This window comes from Cytobacillus oceanisediminis 2691, assembly GCF_007678455.1.
Classification (GTDB): Bacteria; Bacillota; Bacilli; order Bacillales; family Cytobacillaceae; genus Mesobacillus; species Mesobacillus oceanisediminis_A.
Window position 1 is genome coordinate 39,654 of record NZ_VEEP01000006.1, and the last position, 19,900, is coordinate 59,553.

Below are 19,900 nucleotides of genomic sequence, written 5' to 3' on the forward strand. Positions count from 1 at the left end.
GTTAAATGTCCCGCCAAGACATATTATGTCCCACTCGCGGTAAAAAAAATCACCCCTGCTACAGATTTCATTCTAACAGGAGTGAAAACCTTAATCAACCAATAAACTCAAGGTTTTTTCGTGAAAACGCTTCACTTATGAATTTTTTGTTAATAATCCCGTATTGAAGCTCCTCGCCGTCCAATTCGATGACCGGAATCATGATTCCATACTTCTCGACAAGCTCATCATCGAGGTCGATATTGATCTCTTCTATTGTAAAATTCCAGTTTTGCTGCAGTTCTTCTAGTATTTCCCGTGCAGTCTCACATAAATGGCAGCGCGGTCGGGAATAAAGTTTGACTGTTTTTTTCATTTCTGGCTCCTTTGACTGAGTGGAATCTTATTTAATCGCAAACATTTGGTTTTATTAGGAAATACAGAAGCTTTATTCGCAAATTACGGGGCTTTATTCGCAAAACGGAAATATCATCCATATCACCAACAGGTTCAACGTGAATTTGCTATACCCTAATCAAATCGTTTCCGTTTCGAAGAGGATGGAATCCCCAGCTGGTCGCGGTATTTCGCGACGGTTCTCCGCGACACGACCATCCCTTCACGATCCTCGAGCATTTCAACGATAGCCTGGTCGGAAATCGGCTTTCTTTTATCTTCTTCCTTTATATAGTTCTCGATTGCCGCCTTTACAGTTTGCGATGAGGCCTGGTCGTTCTCGGTGGTGGCAACCCCACTTGTAAAGAACGATTTCAATTCATAGGTTCCGCATGGTGTCTGCATGTATTTTTCACGTACAGTCCGGCTGACGGTTGATTCGTGGATCTCCAGCTCATCCGCCACCTCCCTCATCGTCATCGGATTCAGGTGGGAAGGACCTTTCATGAAAAAGTCCGGCTGTTTTTCGATGATCTTTGCGGACACCTTCACCAGCGTTTCCTTGCGTTGTTCGAGGCTGCGGCGGATCCACTGATAATCCCCCTGCTTTTCCTGGAGGAATTTATTGACTTCCTGATCCTTATGCTGTGATAGCTGTCGGTAATAGCCATCGTTAAAAGAGACTTTCGGAATCAAAGCATCATATACGCTTACGGAAAGTTCATCACCTTCACGTTTCACCACTACATCCGGAACAATATAGGCTGGCTTTCCACGCTGGAAAGCTGCCCCTGGTTTCGGATTAAGCTTTTGGATCTCGTCATGGACCTTCTGGATATCCTTCAATTCTATATTCAGCATTTTCGAGAGTGCTTTCCACTTTTTTTCAGCAAAGAGAAGGAAATGGTCACGGATGATCGTGATCGCCAGTTGATTGGCTGAGGTCCGCTTCTGCCTTGTCAACTGGAGCAGCAGGCACTCCTGAAGGTCTCCTGCCGCAATACCGGCAGGATCCAATGATTGCAGCTTGAAATAGGCGGAATCAATGATTTCCTCATCCACAGCAAACCTTTTTGCAAGATCATTGCGATCCATTTTCAAGTAACCGTTTTCATCTATATTTTCAATCAACACTGGTAATATCAGTTTTTCCTCTGGCGATGCTTTTAAGGAGTTTAGCTGGGCATGAAGATATTCTTCAAGCGTCTCACTCTCGCCAGAACCAATCTGTTCAATCAAATTTTTCTGGTCACGTTCGAATGTCCTTTTTGTACTTTTTCTCTTACGATCCATATTCGAATCAAAGTTAGTGATATTTTTAAAGTCTACTTGCAGCAGGGGATTTTCCATCGATTTAGCTTCAAGAAAAGCCGCAAGCTCATGGGCTGAGTACTGCAAAAGCGCAATTGCCTGAGTCAGCTCCTGAGTCATCGCCAATTTTAACGTCTGTTTTTGAAACAATCCAGCTTTCAGATCCATCTAAATCACCCCTGCACTCATTTTACATGATAAACCGGGTTTGGTGTATGGAAAGAATTTGGCATGACAAGAAAACTCTCATGTTTTACCAGTGTCAATATAGTATTAACGAAACGGATAAATATGTAAGGCGGTTTTACTTTATTATCTGAAATTTCAGTTGACTCAGTGATATTAATTATAAGATAATACTACTGAGTAATATATTTTAGAAGGTGTTATTAAATGAGTAAAAGAGGCAGAAAGAAAGGGGCTAGCGGTGAACAAAGCCGGGCTTTGCTGCTTACAATCGCAGCAGAAGAGTTTGCCCAAAAAGGGTATTACGAAACCAAAATCAGCACAATCGTTCAAAGGGCAGGCTTAACCCAGCCAACATTCTACCTTTACTTTAAAAGTAAAGAGGCAATTTTTAAGGAATTAATCGACTCGTTTCGCAAAAGGCTTTTTCATCTCACAAAAGAAAGTCGATTAGAACCCGGAATTAATCCTGACTCCTTATCAACGACGATCAGTAAAGGCTTAACAGGAATCTTTACTTTCTTTATTGAGAATCAAGATTTAACACTCATTGGTTTCTATCATCCTCAAGAGTCTAAAGAATTGAAAAAACAGTTAGCGGTCCAAATAAGAGAAAACTTAATGTTTGAAGCTGAAAATGGTATTTTTCAGTCTGAACTCGACATGGATTTGGTGTCAGATATTTTGATTGGCATTATCGAGCGCCTCACGATGACCAAATTATTTCCCGGAATAAAAACTCCTGAAGAACTTTCTTCTGAGATTGTTCAACTTCTTCTAAACGGAATGTTACCGAAAAGCGTCTGATCATTTTTCGCTATTGGAATTGACCCTTGCATCGCCATAATTAAATCTCCTTGAATACCACTGGATTGGCGAACGCCAAAAATCACTGAATACCGTGGAAAAGATCAAATTGATTTGGAAAAGACCTAATTTGAGTGGAGGAGAATGAATCATGGAAAGAGAGTTAGAACAAGAGTGGTTGTACTTAATGATGCAGGCTAAACAAATGGGGATTCCTATAGAGGAGGTCCGGCAGTTTCTCCAGCAGGGTTCTTTAGAAGACGTCTCATACCAAAAATCTAAATCGGAGTTTTTACGGCCGAGTCCTTAAAACACATGCGATTTCGCATGTATGGGTAAAACAAAGATCCCCTTTCTCAGGGATTGTACCCATAGGGTTTGCAGCAGTTGAATGAATACCAAAACAAAAAAAGTTCCCATGCTTGTATATAAAACATACAAACATAGGAACTCATTTTTTTGTAACGCCCTCGGCAGGAATCGAACCCACATCTCAAGAACCGGAATCTTACGTGCTATCCGTTGCACCACGAGGGCATGTTTGAAGTTAGCGTTACGCTTACCTATTATAGGATAAGTCTTCACGGTTTGCAAGAATGATTTTTTGCCATCAGTGCCAGCCCATTGTTTAAAAATGCCAATCTTGGGTAAGATGGATACGGTACAGTAAATTGGAATATAAATATTGTCGAACAGTTTATGCAGGCTTTAAAAGCGATTCGTTTGACCTTTATTGACCATGCGTGTATCATTAAACTACATAGGTGTTCTGGCAAACGAACCAGTTTATGCCAGCCTGCAATCTGTCTATTAAAGGGCAGTCATTTGCTTTTAAAAAGGGATTATAAAACCTTGTTTAAAGCGGTGAAATGATCTTACGTTAAAGGAGGAAAACAAACATGAACTTGATTCCTACAGTTATTGAACAAACGAATCGGGGCGAAAGGGCATATGATATTTATTCCCGCCTTTTAAAGGATCGCATCATTATGCTGGGAAGCGGCATTGATGACAATGTTGCCAACTCAATCGTAGCCCAGCTGCTTTTCCTGGAAGCTGAAAATCCGGAAAAAGACATTTCCATCTACATCAATAGCCCGGGCGGCAGCATCACTGCCGGTATGGCAATCTACGATACTATGCAGTTCATCAAGCCGGATGTACAGACAATCTGTATCGGTATGGCTGCATCCATGGGTGCATTCCTTCTGGCTGCCGGAACAAAAGGCAAGCGCTATGCACTTCCAAACGCGGAAGTCATGATCCACCAGCCACTTGGCGGTGCACAGGGACAGGCAACTGAAATCGAAATCGCTGCGAAGCGTATCCTTTTCCTTCGTGAAAAGCTGAATGGCATCCTTTCAGAGCGTACTGGCCAGCCGCTTGAAGTCATCGCGAAAGATACTGACCGCGACAACTTCATGACAGCTGAGCGTGCGAAGGAATATGGTCTTGTCGACCAGATCATCACTCGCAATGTATTGGAAGAAAAAAAGGATAAATAATCAAAACCAAAACAAAAACTCGCTCTTCAAACGGAGCGAGTTTTTTTATGGTTCTTTTCAGCTTAATTTTCGTTCTGGATGTATTCAGCCAGTTTCGACACGGCTTCTTCTTCGTCATTTCCATCCGCGATCAGGTTCACTGATGCGCCGGCACTTACTGCAAGACTCATCAAGCCCATGATGCTTTTTGCGTTTACCTTTTTCCCATCCTTCTCTAGAAAAATATCGGATGAGAACCTGTTTGCTTCCTGCACGAATAATGCAGCGGGACGTGCTTGCAGCCCAGTTTTCAATTTGACTTCCACTTGTTTTTCAACCATTGCTTTTCCTCCTCTATCCCTATTTATTTATAGTTTGCCCGGCACGCAGTTTATCTGCTATCTCATCAATTTTTCGCAGCCGGTGATTGATTCCTGATTTGCTGATACTTCCCCCGCTGACCATTTCGCCCAGCTCTTTCAGGGTGACATCCTGGTAATCGACACGGAGCTGAGCAATCTCCCTCAGCTTATCCGGTAAAATTTGCAGGCCGACTGTATCCCGTATGTAGCGGATATTCTCTACCTGTCTTAGGGCAGCCCCAATTGTTTTATTCAAGTTAGCCGTTTCACAATTTACGAGACGGTTAACCGAATTTCTCATATCACGGACAATCCGGATATCCTCAAAACGCAGCAGCGCATTATGGGCGCCAACGATGTTCAAGAACTCAGTGATTTTTTCCGCTTCCTTCAAGTAGGTGATAAATCCTTTTTTCCGTTCCAGCGTTTTGCTGTTGAGTCCAAACGTGTTCATCAACTCACATAATGAATCATTATGCTCCTGATACATCGAGGCAATCTCAAGATGGTAGGAGGAAGTTTCCGGGTTATTTACCGAACCTCCTGCAAGGAAAGCTCCTCTTAAATAAGAACGCTTACAACATTTCTTTTTCACCAATTCAGGTGAAATTTCATAGTTAATTTCAAAGCCTTCTCCTAAAATCTTTAAATCCTCCAGAATTTCTCTGGCTGATTCCTTCAGGCGGACAATATAAACATTATTTTTTTTCAGCCGCATCTTCTTTCGCACCAAAAGCTCTACCTGTACCTGATAGCTTTTCTTGATCAGGGTATAGATCCGCCTGGCAATCGCGGCATTTTCAGTCTGTACGTCTACGATGAGTTTGCGATTAGAGAAGGAAAGGGAACCATTCATCCGGATCAAAGCGGACAGTTCCGCATTGGCGCAGCAGCCCTTCACGTCAATATTCGTGAGTTCTTTTTTTGTTTCCGAAGCGAACGACACCTCTTCACCCCCTGGTTATTTGGTGCTGGCGCCCTTGTTCACGCAAACGCAGCAGTTGTCTTTTTTAAAATCTTTTTCTCGAGACAAACGCTTGCATCCTATATCTACGCGTTATACCTCTTTTTGGTTTCATCTATTATCATAGAATATAAAATTTCTGAAACTTTTTTTGTATCATGCCTGATGACATTGCCATCCAGCTCTGCGATTTCATCCTGTACGACCTCGACTCCTAAAGAATTCAGCCGGTCCAGATCAAAAACGACAGGCTGGGCAAGCTCTTCCTTATATCGCAGCTCGACATCAGGAGGGATGGTCTCACTGTTTACCAAAATCGTATCGATAAAAGCACAATCCATATGATCATAAATCGCTTTAATATGGTCACTTGCCGCAAAATCATGCGTCTCTCCCGCCTGGGTCATCAAATTGCAGATATACACCTTCCGCGCCTTCGCTTTGCAAACTTCCTTGCCAAGCTTTTTCACGAGCAGGTTTGGCAGGATACTTGTATATAAGCTGCCTGGTCCGATGACAATCAAATCCGCTTCCCTGATCGCCTGGAGCGTCTCAGGCAATGGCTTTACGCCTTCAGGATTCAGGAAAACCCGCTTGATTCTTTTCCCTGAGTAAGGAATTTTCGATTCGCCCCTGACAATGCTGTTATCCTCCATCACCGCATTCAGCATGACACTCCTGTTTGCTGCCGGCAGGACTTTTCCGCGCACATTCAGCACCTTGCTCATCTCCTGGATTGCATGGACGAAATTGCCGGTAATCGACGTCATCGCCGCCAGGATCAGGTTGCCGAGCGAGTGGCCAGATAATTCATTGGATGTATTGAAGCGATGCTGGAACATTTCCTCAATCAGCGGCTCCACATCCGAAAGGGCAGCCAGGACATTCCTGATATCGCCTGGAGGGGGAATCTGCATATCTTCCCGCAGGCGGCCCGAACTTCCGCCATCATCAGCCACTGTGACAATCGCAGTGATGTCGACCGGATGCTTTTTCAAGCCCCGGAGCAGGACTGGGAGGCCTGTTCCGCCTCCAATGATGACGATTCTTGGCAGTCCATCTGTCATCATGTCGTAAGTCCCTTCCTTTTATCGATATCACGGTGTGTCACGCGGGTATGATAGTCTTTCTCGAAATATTTGGCGATATGTTCAGCCAGCGCTACTGAACGATGCTGGCCACCCGTGCAGCCGATGGCGATGATCAGCTGTGCCTTGCCTTCCCGCTTATAATGCGGAAGCATGAAGCTCAAAAGGTCTAGCACCTTTTCAAGGAACTTGGATGTCTCGTTCCATTTTAAAACGTATGTCGATACATCTTCATCAAGACCAGTTTTTGGACGCATATGTTCAATATAATGCGGGTTCGGCAAGAAGCGGACATCGAAAACGAGATCGGCATCAATCGGTAATCCATGCTTGAACCCAAAGGACATCACATTCACGGTAAATATCGTCTTTTTGTTCACCGAGAACTCTTCAAGGATTTTTTCGCGGAGGTCCTTTGGTTTCATGCCGGTTGTTTTATAAATAAGCTGTGCTCGGCCCTTCAGTTCTTCCAGCAGCTCGCGTTCAAGCTGGATGCCTTCAAGCGGCAAGCCTGATGGAGCAAGTGGATGCGAACGTCTCGTTTCTTTATAACGGCGGACGAGTGTAGAGTCATCTGCATCCAGGAACAGCACCTGTGGCGTCACCCATGAAGTTTCCGCCAGTTCATCAAGCGCCTTGAACAGGGAATCAAAGAATTCGCGCCCGCGCAAATCCATGACCAATGCCACCTTATTCATTTTTGTGCCAGACTCCTTCATCAACTCAAGGAATTTCGGCAGCAATGTCGGCGGCAGATTGTCGACACAGAAAAAGCCAAGGTCCTCAAAACTCTGGATTGCGACCGTTTTCCCCGCGCCAGACATACCTGTTATGATGACCAGTTGGGTATCAGTAGTTGAACCGGTACTCATTTCTCTTCCCCCTGAAAATTAGTTATTAAGGCCTTTTCGTTGAAAGGCAGCCGCCAATACGAAAACAGCCATTTTTTATCGTATCAATTCGGATCGAGCCTGTAGCTGATCAGCTCAAAATCCGGTGTATAAGTAAAGTTGCCATAAATGATTCCTTGTCCATGAATCATATATTCAAGAATATGATAATCTCCTGCTGCCATTGGCAAATCCTTAATATCATCAAGCTCGTGCCAGGAGATGGTGCCTTCGTCTGAAACATCAAGATTGATCCCGTCTGCCTCAGTGGCATAAAAAGTGAACATCATCCACTCAGAAACTACCTGGTCATCTTCCTTGATGACGAATGTGAAGATCCCTTTGATTTGCGGATTACGCAGGTAAATCCCTGTTTCTTCACGGAATTCCCTGACACAGGAATCCTTGACAGTCTCACCCGGTTCCATCTTTCCGCCAGGAGCCACCCACCAATTGCGGCGCGGCTTCTGCAAAAGCAAAATTTTATCCTCTTTCACTAAAACACAATTCGTGACGCGCTGCATCAAATCCACCTCTTCATCTATATGCGCAAGAAAAGTCCCGCCGCAAAAGGGCGGTATGTCTGCTTGTTTCTCATTTTAATGGATTCCGGACATATAAGCCTTTTAGCAAAATTTTCTATGAAACAGTCATTCGTCATTTGCCCGACATTTTATTCTTTCCATTATACTATTTTTAGTTTTTACCCACAATGAATAGAAAGATGATATTTTTGACAAGAAAAGTTCTTTTTATAAAGCGGGATAATTTTTATGAAGTGTAAAGACAATGACCCGCGAAAATTTCCCAATATAAAAAGTGTTATATTCGCTTGCAAATGCCTGTTTCATTTTTATGTATAAAAAAAGAGCACAGGATAACCTGTGCCGTCAAAGGATTATATTTTTAAAAGGGGGTCAATTTCTACTCCTATAATACCCCATGATTGTTTCACTACTGTTACAGAAGAATTAATAAATAATTACTTTTTGTTAATTTATGCCGCGGTGTGATGTTTTTTCCAGTTCTAATTAAATTAAAAGCCCGCCAAATCATTGCGGCGGGCCGGACATTTGTATATTAAGCGTTCGCTTTCAATTCCTCGATCAATTCCTCAACATAATGCTGGGCGTTTTGAGCAGCGATACTTCCGTCGCCTGTCGCGGTCACGATTTGGCGCAGCGTTTTTTCACGGATGTCACCAGCTGCAAAAATGCCGGGAACCTTTGTTTCCATTTGTTCATTCGTTTCGATGTAGCCGTTGCTGTTCGTGATGCCAAGGCTTTCGAATGGCTTAGTCAAAGGAACCATTCCGATGTAGATGAATACGCCATCAGCCGGGAACTCCTGTTCAGCACCATCCAGTGTGGATACAAGCGTCACGCTGCCGACTTTGCCATCTTTGTCATTGATTTGCTTGACTGTATGATTCCAGATGAAATCAATTTTGTCATTGGCAAATGCGCGGTCTTGAAGGATTTTTTGCGCACGAAGCTCATCACGGCGGTGAACGATCGTCACTTTTGAAGCGAAGCGAGTTAGGTAAACACCCTCTTCAACTGCGGAGTCTCCGCCACCGACAACGACAAGTTCCCTGTTTTTGAAGAATGCGCCGTCACAAACTGCACAGTAGGAAACACCGCGCCCGCCAAGCTCCTGCTCGCCAGGAACGCCAATCTTCTTGTACTCCGCACCTGCAGAGATGATAATAGAGCGAGCTTTGTATTCCTTGCTGCCTGCCTTGATGGTTTTATATTCTTTGCCGTCGATGACTTCTTTTACATCACCGTAAGCATATTCTGCACCGAATTTTTTCGCATGGTCAAACATTTTAGTTGAAAGCTCTGGCCCAAGAATGTGATCAAAGCCTGGATAGTTTTCAACCTCTTCTGTATTCGCCATCTGTCCGCCTGGAACGCCGCGCTCAAGCATCAGTGTCGACAAGTTCGCGCGTGAAGTATAAACAGCAGCGGTCATCCCTGCCGGTCCGGCACCAATGATGATGACGTCGTAAATTTTCTCTTCTGACATGGTGTACAACTCCTTTGAATATCATAGTCCGCTAATTTCCGTAATCCATTCGGAAATAGTATTTCCTGCATAAACATATCCTATAAAACAAGTGCTGCATAGTCCAAAAATATGCTTAAGTTCACGGAATTGACATATATAGTTTCTAATACCCTTGATTGTATACTTTAAAAAGAAAAAAAGGATAAACTTTGCCTGCGGGTTGCAGACTCAGTTTATCCTTTATATGCTGTCTTCTTCATGAAGAAACTCACTAGCCAAATTGATGTATTTGGACAGCGTGGATACGGATAATCCGTATTTCTTCGCGACTGCCGCTTTCGTCGTGCTGATATTTCTCAGCTTATCCCAGAGATAATCGACAGCTGCTGCCCATGCTTTCTTGTTTTTAAAATCGTAGCCGGCCTTTGCCGCCTGCTCGAATACCGAAAACCACATGATGTAGACGCCGGCTTCATTTTTGCCGATCGGCTGGTGGTGATCGTACAATAGCTTCGCCGTTTCATGCGCGCCCTTGACTTCTTCTTCCCTGCTGCTCAGTTTGCCGGAGGTTACATAGGCAAAATATGATTTTTCCATCTCCGTCATTTTATCCGTTGATGTATCCGCTGCGAGAATTTCTTTCTTCTTCGCTGATACAGATGTGAGGAATAGCGCAAAAAGGCGTTCCTCCGGATAATCACTGTTCAACTGGTTCAGTATCGCCGAAACCTGAGCTTCGAACTTCACGCCTTGCTTTTCTGCCCAGGGCTCCATTCCGTCCTTTTCCGGATTGTACTCGAGAACCTTTTTCCACGCTGTCCGTGCCGTATTTTCCCTGCCGGTAAAATAAGACGCATGCGCCAGCCAGTAATAGAAAGCACCGTCGCCTTCAAAACCTGACTTTTGCAGCTTTTTCAGCCAGCGGTAAGCAAGTTCATATTCTCCGACCAGCTCGAACGTGGCACCAAGCTTGAACTGGTGCTCAACATGAATCGGATGGATTTTTTCCAGTGAATCCTTAAGATCCTGGCCTTCCTTCTCCTCGCCCTGGTAATGCGCAAATACAAGCGCATTGCAGAGCGCGTGCATGTTCCCGGGATTCTGCTCGAGCACATCATTCAGAATGTCACGGGCCTTGACCGTTTCCCCAAGGTAAAAATACGCCAGCGCCAGGTTATTGTATGCCGACCAATACTCCGGATACTCCTCGATGACCTCCTGGAAAATCTCGATCGCCCGCGGAAACTCACCTGACTCGAGGTGATTGCGCGCTTCCTCCTGCTTGACGATCAGGTCATCCTCTTCATAATAATCCTCATCCATTTCTTCCGCTTCCATAGTCAGAAGCTCCAGAAGGTCATTCGCATCCTCTACGAACTCGCCGTCTTCATTCACTTCCAGGTATAAATTCGCATGCCTGAACGCATCGCGGAATAAACCCATATGAGCGTAATTATTCGCCAGGAAGTAATGGCACTCCGCCATGTTTTCATCCAGTTCTTCGAGGACCAAGTGCAAAAGACGGTTAGATTGCTGATAATCACCCAATTCCGACTGCACGATCGCCAGCTGGCAAACAATCATCGGCTCGCCCGGCTCAAGATGCATCGCACGCTCGAAATACTTCTCAGCCTTCTTCAGATCCCGCTTGTGGAAAGCCTTGACCCCTTTGGCGAAATAATACTCACCAGTAGGAACGAAAGACAGCAATTGGCCTTTTTGCTTCGTTGCTTTAGAGTCTTTTCCCATGTGATCCTCCTATTTTAGTAAAGCTATATCCGTTGAACCCTTTTAGTAAAATTAAATCCATTGTGCCTAGTGGTTTGTATAAGAATACACATACAGTGTTTTATCGAAGCAACTTTAACTAATGTAGTATAACATAAGGACAGATGGTTCGAGAAGGTGTGGGAGTGAAATTGTGGGTGGGGAGATTGATTTCTGGATTTGCGCGGATTATTGTGAATTCGACTCCATTTGGTGTGGAGACTATTTTAGAATGCGATTCCAATAGCGAGCCGTTTTTCAGGAGTTGGTCGAATTAATGAGAAAAGTGGTCGAATTATCGTGAAATGTGTTCGAATAAATTAAAAATCCGCCAAATTAATCAAAAAAGTGGTCGAATAAATTTATTTTTCGCCAATAAGTTTATATCCCTCTTAATAAAGAAGGTGTTTTCGAGGATGATATCGAATATAGAAGTAAAAATTTTAAGGAGTGATAGACTTTGATTGGCAAAACAAGAGAATATCCTAGAGAAATCATGATTTTAGAAGCCATAGTAAGGCGTTTTCCTTCAGATGACTTCAGAAAAACAGAATTCGAGAGGAAGCTCTACCGAAAAAGGGCAGGTTACAAAGGCGAAAAGGTGCTGGATTACTTCTTAGAGCAAATTGACCATACTGAAATGGTGATTTTAAACGATTTAAGAATCCCGATTAACAGTACCCACTTCCAAATCGATACCCTCATAATCACTCCTTATTTTCTCCTCATCATTGATTCCAAGAATTATGCAGGAACACTCATTTTCCTTCCAGAATTCAATCAGCTGATCAGAATCCAAAACGATATAGAAGAAGTTTTTCCTGATCCGATACTCCAGACAAAAAACCAGGCATATCAGTTAAAGGCTTTTCTTAATAAGCATCACTTTACGCCTCCGCCAATTGAATTTCTTGTAGCGATTAGCAATACGCAAGCCATCATTAAAAATCCCACCAATGACAAGGAAGTCAGTTACAGAGTCTTCAGGTCATCGAATGTTGCCTTCAAGCTTCCTCCTTTCTACCAAAAGCATACCCAGTCTCTCCTCACTAAAAATGACATGAAGAAAATCGCCAGACAATTAGTGAAGGCGCATGAACCATTGGTTCCCGACCCCAAAACAATGAATCTTCCATTTGAGAAAATGGTTAAGGGGGTGCAATGCCCTGCCTGCGAGACATTCGGCATGGATTACCATCAAGGGAAGTGGACTTGTAAAAATTGCGGACATAAAACTGGGGATGCGCATATTCAGGCATTGAGGGATTACTTCCTCATATACGGCCCTTCAATTAATAGTAAGCAATTCCGCGACTTCACGAATGTAAAATCATCTTCAACGGCAAAGCGACTTTTAACGAATATGGATTTGAACTTTCTTGGCACGACCAAAGGCCGGACATACTCTCCACGAAAAAGCTTCTTTGATTAATTGTTCACAGCAAAAAACCAGCGCATCACTCTCCTGCGCTGGGCTTCTTCCTTTTATTCAATACACCGAGTACTTCTTTCAGTGGAAGCTTTTGTTCCTGCAGCAGGACCATCAGGTGGTAGAGCAGGTCGGCGGCTTCCCACTTCAGTTCTTCGGGGTCGCGGTTTTTGGCGGCGATGATGACTTCAGCGGCTTCTTCTCCGACTTTCTTTAAAATCTTGTCGACGCCTTTTTCGAAAAGATAAGTGGTGTAGGCGCCTTCTGGCATGTCTTGTTCACGTTCGCGGATTGTTTTTTCCAGTTCAAGCATGACGGCGAAATCAGTTAAAGCTGTGTTTTCTGTGACAGTCTTATCGAGGAGGTTCTCCGAGAAACAGCTGACAGCACCTGTATGGCACGCCGGACCGGCTGGTTCAACGAGAACGACCAATGCATCACCGTCGCAATCGTATTTGATTTCGACGATTTTCTGGGTATTCCCGCTTGTTGCGCCTTTATGCCAGAGCTCCTGGCGTGAACGGCTGTAGAACCAGGTCTCGCGTGTTTCGAGCGACTTGCCTAGCGATTCTTCATTCATATATGCAACAGTCAGCACTTCGCGGGTGGAAGCATCCTGAACAACTGCGGGAATCAATCCATTGTCACCGAACTTCAAGTCTTCTATCTTCATCGTACAGTCACTCCTTTTTCGCGCAGATGGAATTTCACTTCTTTTACAGATGTTTCACGGTAGTGGAAAATCGAAGCAGCGAGTGCAGCATCTGCTTTCCCTTCAACAAATGCATCGACAAAATGGTCCGCATTTCCTGCACCGCCTGAGGCAATCACCGGAACGGTTACCGCTTCACTGACCGCTCTCGTCAATGCGAGGTCAAAACCATTCTTTTCGCCATCGCTGTCCATGCTCGTCAGCAGGATTTCACCTGCACCAAGGCGAACGGCTTCCTTCGCCCAGTCGATAACTTTCCATTCTGTCGGCGTGCGTCCGCCATGGGTATACACTCGCCATGTACCGAGCTCCGGGTCATATTTCGCGTCGATTGCAACGACGATGCACTGGGCTCCGAAGAAATCAGAGCCTTCCGAAATCAGTTTCGGATTGTTCACAGCTGCCGTATTCAGTGACACTTTATCGGCACCAGAGCGGAGCATTCTCTTCATGTCCTCAAGGGTATTTATTCCCCCTCCTACTGTAAAAGGAATCGCCAGTTCGGAGGCTACTTCCCTGACAACCTCGACCATCGTCTTCCTGCCTTCGACAGACGCGGAAATATCAAGGAATACAAGCTCGTCTGCGCCCTGCTCATCATAGAATCTTGCAAGCTCAACCGGATCGCCGGCATCACGAAGCTGGACGAATTGGATTCCTTTTACGACACGGCCTTCTTTAACATCTAAACAGGGAATGATTCGCTTGCTCAGCATCAGGCATTCCCCATTTCCAGCGCAGCTTTTACCGAGAAACGGCCTTCATAGATGGCTTTGCCGACAATTGCGCCGCTGATGCCATCTTCGCCAAGCTGGCGGAGGGCCGCCAAATCGTCAAGCGTGCTGACACCGCCGGACGCGATGACACTTTTGCCTGTTTCCATTGCCAGCTGACGGGTTGCCTCGACATTCGGGCCGGCAAGCGTTCCGTCGGTTGCAATATCGGTAAAAATAAAAGTCTCTGCTCCGGCATCAGCGAATCTTTTGCCAAGCTCGACTGCACTTACTTCAGAAGTGTTAAGCCATCCGTGTGTTGCCACGAATCCATTTTTAGCATCAAGGCCGATTGCGATTTTCGTACCATACTTCCGGACCATTTCCTCTGCAAACTCGGGATTTGAAACAGCAATGCTGCCGATGATGACACGGGTGACGCCATTCTCTAGATAGTGGTTGATATCGTTTTCGCTGCGGATCCCACCGCCGATCTGGACGTTCACGCCAAGCTTCTGGGCGGCCTGGATGACAAACTGGTCATTGACACGCTTGCCATCTCTTGCACCGTCAAGGTCGACCATGTGAATCCACTCCGCTCCTTCAGCGGCGAATTTTTTTGCCATTTCAAAAGGGGAATCCCCATAGATAGTTTCTTTATCATAATCGCCCTGCAGCAGTCTTACACATTTTCCGCCGCGCATGTCGATTGCCGGGTAGATCGTGAATTTCATTGCTCAGACTTCCTTTCTGCCGCCAATTCCGTAAAATTGCGGAGCAGCCCCATTCCCATGTCACTGCTTTTCTCCGGATGGAATTGCATGCCGTATATATTTCCCCTGCCAACGATGGCCGGCACTTCAATATCATAATAATCACCGACCGCAGTCAGCACGTCCTGGTCATCGGTTTTAACATAATAGGAATGGACGAAGTACACGTAATCCTCCTCAAGTGAAGCGAGCAATGGCGAATCACCGGTAAAACGGAGCTTGTTCCATCCCATATGCGGAACCTTATAGGCCTCGCCATCTGATGTTCGGCCGCTGAAACGCACGACTTTTCCGGGAAGGAGGCTGAGCCCTTTCGTCTTGCCATTCTCTGTGCTTTCTTCAAAAAGCAGCTGCATGCCAAGGCAAATGCCGAGCACAGGCTTGCCGGTCGCTGCGAAATCACGGATCATTTCAGCAAGTCCAGTCCGATTCAACACGTCCATCGCGTCACGGAATGAGCCAACACCCGGAACGAGCAATGCATCTGCTTCCATTAATCCATCTTTATATTGTGAGATAAAATAGGGCGCATTCAGCCGTTCAAGCGCTTTGCTGACGCTGAACAGATTGCCCATGCCGTAATCGACGATGCCAATCATGGTTTAACTTCCTTCCGTTTGAAGAACTGTTTACAGCTTCCTTCTATTTGAAGACCTCTGTTCAGTTAACTTTCAATTTATGAGATCTTTTCCTTCTATTTGAAGACCTCTGTTCAGTTAACTTTCAATTTATGAGATCTTTTCCTTCTATTTGAAGACCTCTGTTCAGCTCCCTTTCAATTTATGAGATCTTTACAGCATCCCCTTCGTTGATGGAACGCCTTTTACGCGCGGGTCGATGGTCGTTGCTTCATCTAGCGCACGGCCAAGAGCTTTAAATACCGCCTCGATCATGTGGTGAGTATTTTTACCGTAATGGACGATGACATGCAGGTTCATCTTCGCTTCCAGCGCCAGTTTCCAAAGGAATTCATGGACCAGCTCGACATCGAATGTACCGACTTGCTGCGACGGGAATTCTGCGCGCATTTCAAGGTGCGGGCGGTTGCTTAAATCGATTACTACCTGGGCAAGTGCCTCATCCATTGGGACAAATGCGTTTCCGTAGCGTTTGATTCCCTTTTTATCGCCAAGTGCTTCACGGAGAGCCTGGCCGATGCAGATGCCGATATCTTCGGTTGTGTGGTGGCCATCAACTTCTACATCACCCTTGGCGTCCACAGACAAATCAAATTGCCCGTGCTTCGCGAATAGATCGAGCATGTGGGATAGGAAAGGTACGCCGGTTTCGAGAGAGGATTTCCCTTCCCCATCGATGCCAAACGTTAAATCTATTTTCGTTTCATTTGTATATCTGTTCACTGTTGCAGTCCGTTCCATTACCTTACCTCCGGATTAAAAATTCTTATTTCAGTCGAGATTCTACTGCACGGGCATGGGCTTCAAGCCCCTCAAGCCTTGCAAATTCAGCTATCTTCTCACCATTGGTGTTCATTGCTTGCTCACTGTATAAAATCACGCTTGATTTTTTCTGGAAATCCTCGACGCTGAGTGGACTCGAAAAGCGCGCTGTTCCATTCGTTGGCAGGACGTGGTTTGGTCCGGCAAAATAATCGCCAACAGGCTCCGAACTGTATCTGCCTAGAAAAATCGCTCCTGCATGCTTTATTTTACCGAGCAATTCGACTGGATTTTCCGTGATGACTTCGAGATGCTCCGGGGCCAGCTGATTGATTGCTGCGATGGCTTCTTCCAAATCAGCGGCAACATAGATCGCTCCAAAGTCCTCAATCGCCGCTGTGGCGATTTCCTTTCGCGGTAAGTGCGACAGCTGTTTATACACCTCGTCCAGCACATCCTCTGCCAGAGTCCGTGATGTTGTCACCAGGACTGCACACGCACGCGGATCATGCTCCGCCTGGGAAAGCAGGTCGGCCGCAATCTCATTGGCGCGCGCTGTCTCATCGGCGAGGATTCCGATTTCGCTTGGGCCTGCGATCATGTCGATTGCGACATCGCCGAACACCTCGCGCTTGGCGAGAGCGACATAAATATTGCCAGGGCCGGTGATTTTATCGACCGGCTTGATTGTTTCCGTTCCATATGCCAGAGCTGCAATCGCTTGTGCTCCGCCGACTTTATAGATCTCTTTTACCCCGGCGATGTCGGCCGCAACCAGCACACCTGCCGGAAGCTTTCCATCATGTCCTGGCGGCGTCACCATCACGATTCGCTCCACACCTGCCGTTTTGGCGGGAATGACATTCATCAATACAGATGACGGGTATGCGGCGGTTCCTCCCGGGACATATACACCGACTGAATCGAGCGGTGTCACCTTCTGGCCGAGCATCGTGCCATTTTCCTCTGTCGTCATCCATGATGGACGCAGCTGCTTCTCGTGGTATGTGCGGATATTCGCTGCCGCTTCGGTGATGATGTCCACTAACTCACTGCTGACTATTTTATAGGCTTCAGAAATTTCTTCTTGTGTTACGCGGAATTCATCCAGCGTCACTGAGTCGAATTTTTCAGTAAAAGCCTTGAGAGCCTGGTCGCCCGAAGCCCTGACTTCCGCGATGATTGCCTGCACGGCCTTCCGCTGTTCCTCTGTTCCGCCATCTACGGTCCGTTTCAGTGACAAATTGCCGTCTATCTGTAAAATTTCCACCAAAATCAAATCCTTTCAGATTCAACGATTAAATTACTTCATTCAGTCTTTTGATCAGTTCACTGATGCGCTCGTCCTTGATCCGGTAGCTGACCGGGTTCACGATCAGCCTCGAGGTTACGCCTGTGATTGTTTCGTATTCGACAAGGCCGTTCTCTTTCAGGGTCCGGCCGGTTGAAACGATATCGACAATCCGGTCGGCAAGGCCAATCAGCGGCGCAAGCTCAATCGATCCGTTCAATTTGATGATCTCGACCTGCTCGCCCTGTTCACGAAAATAAGCGGCAGCGATGTTTGGATACTTCGTCGCGATTTTCGGTGCGACATCATTCATTTTTGTATCAGGCAGGCCTGCGACAGCGAGGTAGCAGCCGCTTATTTTCAAATCGAGCAGCTCGTACACATCGCGTTCTTCTTCAAGCAGGACGTCCTTCCCGGCAATCCCGAGATCGGCGACACCATGCTCCACATATGTAGCCACATCCATTGGCTTGGCGAGGATGAAGCGGAAATTCTCTTCTTCAACATCGATAATCAGCTTGCGCGAATCATCGAATTCAGGAGGAAGATCGAATCCCGCGTTGCGCAGAAGTTCGACTGCTTCGGTAAAAATCCTGCCCTTCGGCATCGCAATCGTCAGCTGTTCATTCATTGCGTTCCCTCCTTCCCTACAAGGAAAACGACATTGGCAAAAACATTCGAACACGCATCCAGATTACGGACTGCGCTAATGTCCTGCAGGACGATTTGTTCACCATCCGCCCTTCTTTGCGCGGCCAACTGGTAGGCTTCCTTTCTTCGTTCCGGACTGAAAAGGATGCAGGTGACAGGTTCTGATTCCCCAAGATCGCCGAGGCTTTCAAGCAGACGGTCGAGCCTGATGGCAAATCCTGTCGCTCCAGTTGTTTTGCCGAATTTCTCGAGTAATTTGTCGTAGCGCCCGCCATTGCCGATCGGAAAACCGACCATTCCGGCATAAACCTCGAATAGGATTCCTGTATAGTAGCTCATATGGCTGACAATTGTTAGATCGAACTTGATTCGGCTGCTTTCTCCAAAGTCCTCGATGACATCCCAGAGCAGCTTCAGTTCGTCAAGCGCCGCCCTGCCTTTTCCATTCTCGACCAGTTCGAGCGCTTTGCCGATCACCTCAGGGCCGCCGCGCAATTCGAGGAAGGCAAGCAGCCTCTGCGAATCGATCGATGACAACGGCAATGATTTGACATGCTCCCGGTAGCCAACATAATTCTTCTCATATAAAAATTTCGTCAATTCCCTGGCGCGTTCTTCGTTGCCAAGGATCTGCACGAACAATTCGTTGACGAAGCCGACATGCCCAACTGACAGCTGGAATTGTTCCAATCCTGCTTTTTTCAGCGAGGAAATCGCCAACGAGATCATCTCGCCATCAGCACTGACAGAGTCATCGCCGATACACTCGACCCCGATTTGTTCAAACTCTGCCGGCCGGCCCCCTTCACGCTGCTGGGCACGGTAGACGTTCGCCGAATAAGCCAGTCTTAATGGTATCTGGTCTTTGTAAAGCTTGGACGCCGCAACCCTGGCGATCGGCGCAGTCATATCAGGGCGCAGCACCAGTGTGTGCCCCTGCTGGTCCAGCAGCTTGAACAATTGCTGATCCAATATTGCCGATGCCGTTCCGACCGTTTCGTAATATTCGAGGGCCGGTGTTTCGATGAACTGAAAACCCCAGCGTTTCATCTCCATTTCTATTGAGCTGCGGACCCTTTCCTTCGCTTCATGCAGCTCCGGCAGTGTATCCCGCATGCCAAGCGGTTTTTCAAACATGAATAATCTACTCAATATGGTCACCCTCTTCGTTGCCGATGTGGTTGGTTTATTTATTGGAACTCATTAGTTCGTTGCCTGTGCGGCTAACTTTTAATTTGATCATTTAGTTAACCTTGCTTCAGTCACTTGGTTTACTTTATATTTAACCATTTGTTTTTCTTTGCTTTAGTCACTTGGTTCACTTTTAATTTAATTATCGGAATCCTTTAGTTCGCTAATATGGTAACAAGATGAAGTTATATGTAGTGTACCGTTCATTCTATTATCCGTCAACCATTAGCTCTTCATGTTTATAATTTTTCATAATGGTTTCTAAAAAGGGGGCTTTTTTATAAGAGGATGTAAAAAAGGTATTCATTACTGATGAAATTGCAGCTCACATGGGGGTATAGAGATGAAGAATTATACTTTTTTGGCGAAAATCGAAATATATCGACCACTTTTCACGATATATCAGCGGATTTTTGATTTTATCGACCACATTTTGCAATATTTCGGCGGATTTTCAATTATATCGACCAAGTCCCTTTCAGAAACAAAAAAA

Annotated in this window: 21 protein-coding genes and 1 tRNA gene; 4 read left to right on the forward strand and 18 right to left on the reverse strand. The window is 45.8% G+C overall.

Annotated features, from left to right (window positions below):
- Positions 1–94: 94 nt before the first annotated feature.
- Both FS736_RS12895 and rpoN read right to left on the reverse strand, forming a co-directional pair.
- Positions 95–355: a glutaredoxin family protein gene (locus tag FS736_RS12895; protein ID WP_144477882.1), complete on the reverse strand. Its 261-nt coding sequence runs from the start codon at positions 353–355 to the stop codon at positions 95–97.
- Between the two features lie 155 nt (positions 356–510).
- Positions 511–1,854: an RNA polymerase factor sigma-54 gene (gene rpoN / locus FS736_RS12900; RefSeq protein ID WP_144477884.1), complete on the reverse strand. Its 1,344-nt coding sequence runs from the start codon at positions 1,852–1,854 to the stop codon at positions 511–513.
- A gap of 225 nt (positions 1,855–2,079) precedes the next feature.
- Here rpoN and FS736_RS12905 point away from each other — a divergent pair, with 225 nt between their 5' ends.
- Both FS736_RS12905 and FS736_RS12910 read left to right on the forward strand, forming a co-directional pair.
- The gene (locus FS736_RS12905; RefSeq protein ID WP_144477886.1) at positions 2,080–2,679 is read left to right on the forward strand and encodes a TetR/AcrR family transcriptional regulator; all 600 of its coding nucleotides are present in this window, start codon (positions 2,080–2,082) and stop codon (positions 2,677–2,679) included.
- Positions 2,680–2,830: 151 nt separating this feature from the next.
- Positions 2,831–2,989, forward strand: coding sequence for an anti-repressor SinI family protein (locus FS736_RS12910; protein ID WP_144477888.1), 159 nt, complete (start codon positions 2,831–2,833; stop codon positions 2,987–2,989).
- A 155-nt stretch (positions 2,990–3,144) separates the two neighbouring features.
- On the opposite strand, the gene FS736_RS12915 is transcribed toward FS736_RS12910, so the two are convergent.
- Positions 3,145–3,216, reverse strand: a tRNA-Arg gene (locus FS736_RS12915).
- Between the two features lie 362 nt (positions 3,217–3,578).
- On the opposite strand from FS736_RS12915, the gene clpP reads away from it, so the two are divergent.
- Entirely contained in the window at positions 3,579–4,184 is a 606-nt protein-coding gene (clpP, locus tag FS736_RS12920) for an ATP-dependent Clp endopeptidase proteolytic subunit ClpP (RefSeq protein ID WP_079506851.1), read from the forward strand.
- 62 nt (positions 4,185–4,246) lie between these two features.
- Here clpP and FS736_RS12925 read toward each other — a convergent pair whose 3' ends face one another.
- The 7 genes from FS736_RS12925 to FS736_RS12955 all read right to left on the reverse strand — a co-directional run bounded on the left by FS736_RS12925 (position 4,247) and on the right by FS736_RS12955 (position 11,229).
- Positions 4,247–4,504: an HPr family phosphocarrier protein gene (locus FS736_RS12925; protein ID WP_144477890.1), complete on the reverse strand. Its 258-nt coding sequence runs from the start codon at positions 4,502–4,504 to the stop codon at positions 4,247–4,249.
- A gap of 19 nt (positions 4,505–4,523) precedes the next feature.
- Positions 4,524–5,471 (reverse strand): DNA-binding protein WhiA, encoded by a 948-nt coding sequence (whiA, locus tag FS736_RS12930; protein WP_144477892.1) that lies wholly within the window; start codon positions 5,469–5,471, stop codon positions 4,524–4,526.
- Positions 5,472–5,575: 104 nt separating this feature from the next.
- Positions 5,576–6,559 (reverse strand): gluconeogenesis factor YvcK family protein, encoded by a 984-nt coding sequence (locus tag FS736_RS12935; protein ID WP_144477894.1) that lies wholly within the window; start codon positions 6,557–6,559, stop codon positions 5,576–5,578.
- On the reverse strand, positions 6,556–7,449 hold the full coding sequence (gene rapZ, locus FS736_RS12940; protein WP_144477896.1) for an RNase adapter RapZ: 894 nt from the start codon (positions 7,447–7,449) through the stop codon (positions 6,556–6,558). Before rapZ ends, FS736_RS12935 begins: the two co-directional genes overlap by 4 nt.
- An 83-nt stretch (positions 7,450–7,532) precedes the next feature.
- On the reverse strand, positions 7,533–7,991 hold the full coding sequence (locus FS736_RS12945) for an NUDIX hydrolase (protein WP_144477898.1): 459 nt from the start codon (positions 7,989–7,991) through the stop codon (positions 7,533–7,535).
- 556 nt (positions 7,992–8,547) lie between these two features.
- Positions 8,548–9,498: a thioredoxin-disulfide reductase gene (gene trxB / locus FS736_RS12950; protein ID WP_144477900.1), complete on the reverse strand. Its 951-nt coding sequence runs from the start codon at positions 9,496–9,498 to the stop codon at positions 8,548–8,550.
- 222 nt (positions 9,499–9,720) lie between these two features.
- Positions 9,721–11,229 carry a tetratricopeptide repeat protein gene (locus tag FS736_RS12955; RefSeq protein WP_144477902.1) on the reverse strand — a complete coding sequence of 503 codons (1,509 nt, stop codon included), beginning with the start codon at positions 11,227–11,229 and terminating at the stop codon, positions 9,721–9,723.
- 478 nt (positions 11,230–11,707) lie between these two features.
- Between FS736_RS12955 and FS736_RS12960 the strand changes: the two genes are divergently transcribed.
- The gene (locus tag FS736_RS12960) at positions 11,708–12,679 is read left to right on the forward strand and encodes a nuclease-related domain-containing protein (protein WP_144477904.1); all 972 of its coding nucleotides are present in this window, start codon (positions 11,708–11,710) and stop codon (positions 12,677–12,679) included.
- A gap of 25 nt (positions 12,680–12,704) precedes the next feature.
- Here the strand turns inward: FS736_RS12960 and hisIE are convergent, their stop codons facing one another.
- From hisIE to FS736_RS13000, 8 genes are all read right to left on the reverse strand, one after another.
- Complete coding sequence (gene hisIE / locus FS736_RS12965; protein WP_144477906.1) at positions 12,705–13,349, reverse strand: bifunctional phosphoribosyl-AMP cyclohydrolase/phosphoribosyl-ATP diphosphatase HisIE; 645 nt, start codon at positions 13,347–13,349, stop codon at positions 12,705–12,707.
- Complete coding sequence (hisF, locus tag FS736_RS12970; RefSeq protein ID WP_144477908.1) at positions 13,346–14,104, reverse strand: imidazole glycerol phosphate synthase subunit HisF; 759 nt, start codon at positions 14,102–14,104, stop codon at positions 13,346–13,348. Before hisF ends, hisIE begins: the two co-directional genes overlap by 4 nt.
- Complete coding sequence (gene hisA, locus FS736_RS12975) at positions 14,104–14,835, reverse strand: 1-(5-phosphoribosyl)-5-[(5-phosphoribosylamino)methylideneamino]imidazole-4-carboxamide isomerase (protein ID WP_144477910.1); 732 nt, start codon at positions 14,833–14,835, stop codon at positions 14,104–14,106. Before hisA ends, hisF begins: the two co-directional genes overlap by 1 nt.
- Positions 14,832–15,473: an imidazole glycerol phosphate synthase subunit HisH gene (gene hisH / locus FS736_RS12980; RefSeq protein ID WP_144477912.1), complete on the reverse strand. Its 642-nt coding sequence runs from the start codon at positions 15,471–15,473 to the stop codon at positions 14,832–14,834. Before hisH ends, hisA begins: the two co-directional genes overlap by 4 nt.
- Before the next feature lie 192 nt (positions 15,474–15,665).
- Positions 15,666–16,253 (reverse strand): imidazoleglycerol-phosphate dehydratase HisB, encoded by a 588-nt coding sequence (gene hisB / locus FS736_RS12985; protein WP_144477914.1) that lies wholly within the window; start codon positions 16,251–16,253, stop codon positions 15,666–15,668.
- Positions 16,254–16,278: 25 nt separating this feature from the next.
- On the reverse strand, positions 16,279–17,544 hold the full coding sequence (gene hisD, locus FS736_RS12990) for a histidinol dehydrogenase (RefSeq protein WP_144477916.1): 1,266 nt from the start codon (positions 17,542–17,544) through the stop codon (positions 16,279–16,281).
- 28 nt (positions 17,545–17,572) lie between these two features.
- The gene (hisG, locus tag FS736_RS12995) at positions 17,573–18,196 is read right to left on the reverse strand and encodes an ATP phosphoribosyltransferase (protein WP_144477918.1); all 624 of its coding nucleotides are present in this window, start codon (positions 18,194–18,196) and stop codon (positions 17,573–17,575) included.
- On the reverse strand, positions 18,193–19,368 hold the full coding sequence (locus FS736_RS13000) for an ATP phosphoribosyltransferase regulatory subunit (protein ID WP_144477921.1): 1,176 nt from the start codon (positions 19,366–19,368) through the stop codon (positions 18,193–18,195). Before FS736_RS13000 ends, hisG begins: the two co-directional genes overlap by 4 nt.
- Positions 19,369–19,900 lie beyond the last annotated feature (532 nt).